The organism is uncultured Eubacterium sp. (genome assembly GCF_934295145.1).
In the GTDB taxonomy this organism is placed as follows: Bacteria; Bacillota; Clostridia; order Lachnospirales; family Lachnospiraceae; genus Eubacterium_I.
The window spans coordinates 1-5,005 of the sequence record NZ_CAKRAS010000102.1 but is presented as its reverse complement, the minus strand read 5'-3'; the positions used below and the strand labels follow the sequence as shown (position 1 = coordinate 5,005).

General features: G+C 35.1%; 4 protein-coding genes. 2 read left to right on the top strand and 2 right to left on the bottom strand.

What is annotated here, in order from left to right; genetic code table 11:
• The first annotated feature begins 376 nt into the window (after positions 1-376).
• Positions 377-739: a hypothetical protein gene (locus Q0I54_RS13100; protein WP_296119291.1), complete on the top strand. Its 363-nt coding sequence runs from the start codon at positions 377-379 to the stop codon at positions 737-739.
• Positions 723-1,583, top strand: coding sequence for a DUF4300 family protein (locus tag Q0I54_RS13095; RefSeq protein WP_296119290.1), 861 nt, complete (start codon positions 723-725; stop codon positions 1,581-1,583). The genes Q0I54_RS13100 and Q0I54_RS13095 overlap by 17 nt, the downstream gene beginning before the upstream one ends.
• A 335-nt stretch (positions 1,584-1,918) precedes the next feature.
• On the opposite strand, the gene Q0I54_RS13090 is transcribed toward Q0I54_RS13095, so the two are convergent.
• Together Q0I54_RS13090 and hcp are read right to left on the bottom strand one after the other, a co-directional pair.
• Complete coding sequence (locus tag Q0I54_RS13090) at positions 1,919-2,830, bottom strand: tyrosine-type recombinase/integrase (RefSeq protein WP_296119288.1); 912 nt, start codon at positions 2,828-2,830, stop codon at positions 1,919-1,921.
• A gap of 402 nt (positions 2,831-3,232) precedes the next feature.
• Positions 3,233-4,828 carry a hydroxylamine reductase gene (hcp, locus tag Q0I54_RS13085; protein ID WP_296119286.1) on the bottom strand — a complete coding sequence of 532 codons (1,596 nt, stop codon included), beginning with the start codon at positions 4,826-4,828 and terminating at the stop codon, positions 3,233-3,235.
• Between the last annotated feature and the right edge of the window lie 177 nt (positions 4,829-5,005).

The following is a 5,005-nucleotide window of genomic DNA, read 5'->3' as shown; positions in this document are numbered from 1 at the left end:
TTTTATTTTGTTGGGTGTTGTAGGCTCCGAAAAGCCTTGTATTTGTAGTTTTCCTATTTTATAGGGCACATATGAAAATACAGCTAATAAAAGTGGCAGGAGATAAAAAACTTCTGTCACTTTTATTAGCTGTATTATAGTCAAAAAGAGAACTGATGTTCCGTATCTTTTGTGTGTTTTTCTCAGACGGAGACTTTTGCATGCTATTGTTAGCGATTTATCCGTCCTGGTATCACAAAAGCATATAGGCATAGTATTTACAACAAAAAATAAATATTTTTTTAATTTTTTTGATATTCTATTTACATGGTATAAAGAGTAATATACTCTGAAAAAGTACATGCGAGTACTAATAATAAGAAGATGAGGTATTGTAATGAAGAAAAAACTAATTACGATCATAATTGGCATGGTGTTTTGTATCGGATGGATTGGAGGCTGTACAAGTAAAGAGACAAATCACGATAATGTCGCAACAAGTGTTACTGAAGAGTCTAAGCAGGAAGGCGTAAAAAAAGAAAAGGAGCTTACAGGAACAATCGATGAGATTAGGGATTTTCAATTTGTTATTATAGACGATGAGAATACACCATATAGTTTTACCTTTGAAGAAAATGAAAAGCCAGATGGATTAGAGAGTGTCTGCAACGGAGATACCGTGATTGTAAAATATATAGGAATAATTTCTGAAGTTGATTCATTTGAAGGAGAGGTAATATCTGTTGAAAAGACAAAGTAAAATAATAGTAGCAATTAAATTATCGGTTTTTATTATTCTTTTATGTATGATGCTGAGTGGATGTGCAGAAAAAAAAGAGAAACTGCCAACAGCAACTTATATGGGAGGAAACAATACTATTACAGAGATTTGCAAAGAACTCAGTTCTGCGGGAGCTTCACATGTAGATACATTTCAAGAATGGGTGACTGATTTCGCAGATTCTGCCGGAAAGAATGCAAAGTTAAAAGATAGCTGGTCAGACCCTGAAAAAATGCATACTGATACCGGTAAATGTATGGATGGTTGGGAAAAAAATCATGACTATTCAGACACCGATTGCAGAATGACAGCCTTTCTTCTGCTGGATGGGCTGCTTCACGCGGAATCAACAGAAGCTGACTATGATGGTACGTATTTGATGTTCGATACGGAAGCAATAGATAATGCAGACAGATATAAAATAATAAAACAGAAGATAAACATGTTTACTACACTATATGGGGAAAAGCATGTTATTGATGAGAAACATCCGGAAACAACATTTTCTGATAACTGGAAGCATTGTGGATTTCAAATAGATAGTGACAGGATCTCGCTGCTTAGTATTGCAATATATGATCCGGATTCTGATGTTATTTTCGTAGGACATACTGGTTTATTAATAAAATGCAGTGAATATTATTTATTTGTAGAAAAAATTGCATTTGAACAACCGTATCAGGCAACAAAGGTGCATAATATGGATGAATTGCTTCATATTCTTTCACTGAGACCGGAGTATTTCGGAGAAGAGGGAGAAGCCGGTCCATTTGTATATAATAATGGAGAATATGTGGGAACATTAACGAATAAAAATAATTAACAGAGGATAAAAACCGGTAACGTAATTTTTGTCAATTTAGGTTAAAAGTATAAAATATTGAAAAATAAATAAGGCATCGACTTTTTACACTTTGAACCTAAAATCGACAACTTCTTACAGATTTAAACCTAAAATAATTTCAACTTTTTACAGTTCAAACCTAAAATTGACAACTTCTTACACGTTTAAACCTAAAATTTATAAGCAGTATAAGCAAATGTATTGTCATTAGTATGTTATTTTACAGGCTTTATCTAAAAAATATTACAGTTTTAACCTAAATTGACAAAATTCAATTATTTGTTCTAACTGTTCTATATCGTCGCAACTATTCGTTAAAGCTGCCTTTTGCGAATAGTTGAAACGATACGCTCTATTGAGCGAATACCAAGTCTTGAACCTCTATAAGAACCAATTGTGACCAAAAACATTGCTTCAGTATCTTTTTCAAATGAATATGCTGATCGCTCTTCCAGATATCTCTCAATCAAATCTGTTAATGTTTCAGACATTGTAATCCATGTAGATCGCTGTTTGGTTCTGTACACATAAAATCTTTGATTCCTCAAATCAAAATCTTGTATATTTAATTCAGCCAGTTCAGAAATTCGAATTTCAGTTTCTTTTAAAATTTGGAAAATAATTTCGTCACGTAATCCATATTGATCATCAAATTGTTTTTTCTTTGCTGACAATGTTTGATTTCTATTTGTGTTTACATTTATATTTGTATTTATGTCTGTATCAACATTCTTTTTTGTAAAATTATGTTTTTCACCTTTTTCAGTTATATTCACTGAATGTTCTTTAGTTGTATTCTTTATCTCATTATGTGCATTGCCATCTTTAACCGGGCGATTTGCAAAAAGAAATGGATTTCCCATTAACTGTCCACTTTTAGCAAAAAAGGTAAAAATGGATGAAATACAGGAAATACGGGTTTTTACGGATGAAACTGACATCGTTTGCTGTAACCATACGATAAACTCATTAGCATCTTTGACGGTCAGATGGTTCAAATCGTCCAGTGTATAGTTTGCAAGTTCATGATTATAAAAATATGGTTGTGACTGTTGCAGATACGTTAAAAAAGTCCGCATGGCTCGCATGTAATCATATTGTGTTTTAGGTAAAAATGTAGTTTGGTTTTTATCATAAAATACAGTACAAAATTCTGGTAACTCTGCTAAAATGGCCACTGTTCGTGCGGTATATCTGCTCTCTTGCTCTTCTTTATATTTTGGCATGTTTTTGATTTCTCCATAAAATTTCTATTTTTAAAATATCGTCGGATAAATAGAATTATCCGACTACATTAGATGATAGAAATTATATCATACTTTGTGACATGCTCCAACCACTTAAATCACAGATTTTTTTCTTTTTCTGCAATTTATCTCCCACCTGTAGAGGAAGGAGAATTCTTGCTAACTCTTGTTAATATATATAAATATAAAAACATTATCTATCGTTCCAACATCTGGTAATTCGTTGATTATTTAATCTTCCGACTCACTAAAAATCCATGTTCGTTTTTTACAATTTCATATTTACATATATAAGAAAATGGGAATATTAAATATGCAGAAGCAAACAAGTAGTCGAATAATTAAAGTTATCCGACTACATACAATCAGAATTAGAATATTTTATCCCAAAATCTTTTTCAAATCATCTTCCGGTGTACTGATTGGTGCAATATTATAATTTTCTACCAGATAATTCAGCACATTCGGCGAAATAAATGCCGGAAGTGTTGGACCAAGATAAATGTTCTTAATTCCAAGATATAATAAAGTAAGCAAAATACATACGGCTTTCTGTTCATACCATGAAAGTACCATAGACAGAGGAAGTTCATTTACATCACACTGGAATGCTTCTGCCAGTGCAACTGCAACTTGAATGGCACTGTACGCATCATTACACTGTCCCATATCCATAATTCGTGGCAATCCACCGATTTCACCAAGATCAAGATCGTTAAAACGGTATTTTCCACAGGCCAACGTCAGAATAATGGAATCTCCCGGTGTCTGTTTTACAAACTCTGTATAATAATTTCTTCCGGCTCTTGCACCATCGCATCCTCCCACTAAGAAAAAGTGGCTGATCGCACCGGATTTTACGGCATCTATGACCGTATCTGCAACACTTAATACGGTTCCGTGTCCGAATCCGGTCATAACAAAATGACCACCGTTAATGCCTGTTTTTTCCTGATTCATATCATATCCGCCCAGTTCCAGAGCTTTTTCGATCACTGGTGTAAAATCTTTCTTTTCGTCAATATGAACCATCTCCGGATAAGATACGACTTCTGTTGTAAATACGCGGTCGGCATAACTTGGTTTTACCGGCATCAGACAATTAGTTGTGAATAAAACCGCTCCCGGAATATGGTCAAACTCTTTCTGCTGATTCTGCCATGCAGTACCAAAGTTTCCTTTCAGATGCGGATATTTCTTTAATTCCGGATAAGCGTGGGCTGGAAGCATTTCTCCATGTGTATAAATGTTGATTCCTTTGTCTTTCGTCTGTTCCAGAAGAAGCTCCAGATCCTTGAGATCATGTCCTGTGACAACGATAAACGGGCCTTTTTCAATGGTAAGCGATACTTTTGTTGGCACGGGTGTACCATAAGTCGTGGTGTTTGCCTGATCCAGAAGCGCCATACATTTTAAGTTCACCTCGCCCACTTCCAGAACGACCGGAAGCAGATGCTCCATTTCCAGATCGTAACTGATAAAGGACAGGGCCTTGTAAAAGAAACTGTTGACGGTTTCGTCTGTATAGCCAAGGATCATTGCGTGATAAGCGTAAGCAGCCATACCGCGGATACCAAATAAAATCAGAGATTTCAGGGAACGAATGTCTTCATCCGGTTCGTTCCACAGATTTTTCATATCATAGTTGGACGTATTTCCACATGGAGACATACAGCTGCTGCAGTTTGGTACAACTTTTGTCTTTTCTTTATTTACTGTCTGAATCATAGCAGTTAATGTTTCTGTGTTAAAATTCACATTTGTGACAGTTGTAAATAATCCTTCAATGATTATGCGGTCGGTGTTTTCTGTTTTCGGGTTATTTCCACAGGCTTTTGCCAGACCGATCAGAGCGCCGGTCAGTTCATCCTGTAAGGCAGCGACTGCTGCATCTTTTCCACAGACACCTGCAGCGCCTGTACAACCGGTACATCCGGCGGTTTGTTCACACTGGTAGCAAAACATTTTCTGTTCCATAATAAAAATTCTCCTTTGCTGTAAATATAGTTTAGAGTGGAATATTTTTTAATCCGTATTTGCAAGATAATCTGAATCAGTTTAAAAAATTGTAAAGGATTTCTTATCGAAATACTGATGCTATTATAACCAAAAAGAAAAGCCCTGTATGTTGTTAAAACAACATATCGGACTTTT

What these genes read in the sequence shown, in the direction of transcription:
- Q0I54_RS13090 (WP_296119288.1), bottom strand. Translation starts at nt 2,830, where the DNA reads ATGCCAAAATATAAAGAAGAGCAAGAGAGCAGATATACCGCACGAACA.
- Q0I54_RS13100 (WP_296119291.1), top strand. Translation starts at nt 377, where the DNA reads ATGAAGAAAAAACTAATTACGATCATAATTGGCATGGTGTTTTGTATC.
- hcp (WP_296119286.1), bottom strand. Translation starts at nt 4,828, where the DNA reads ATGGAACAGAAAATGTTTTGCTACCAGTGTGAACAAACCGCCGGATGT.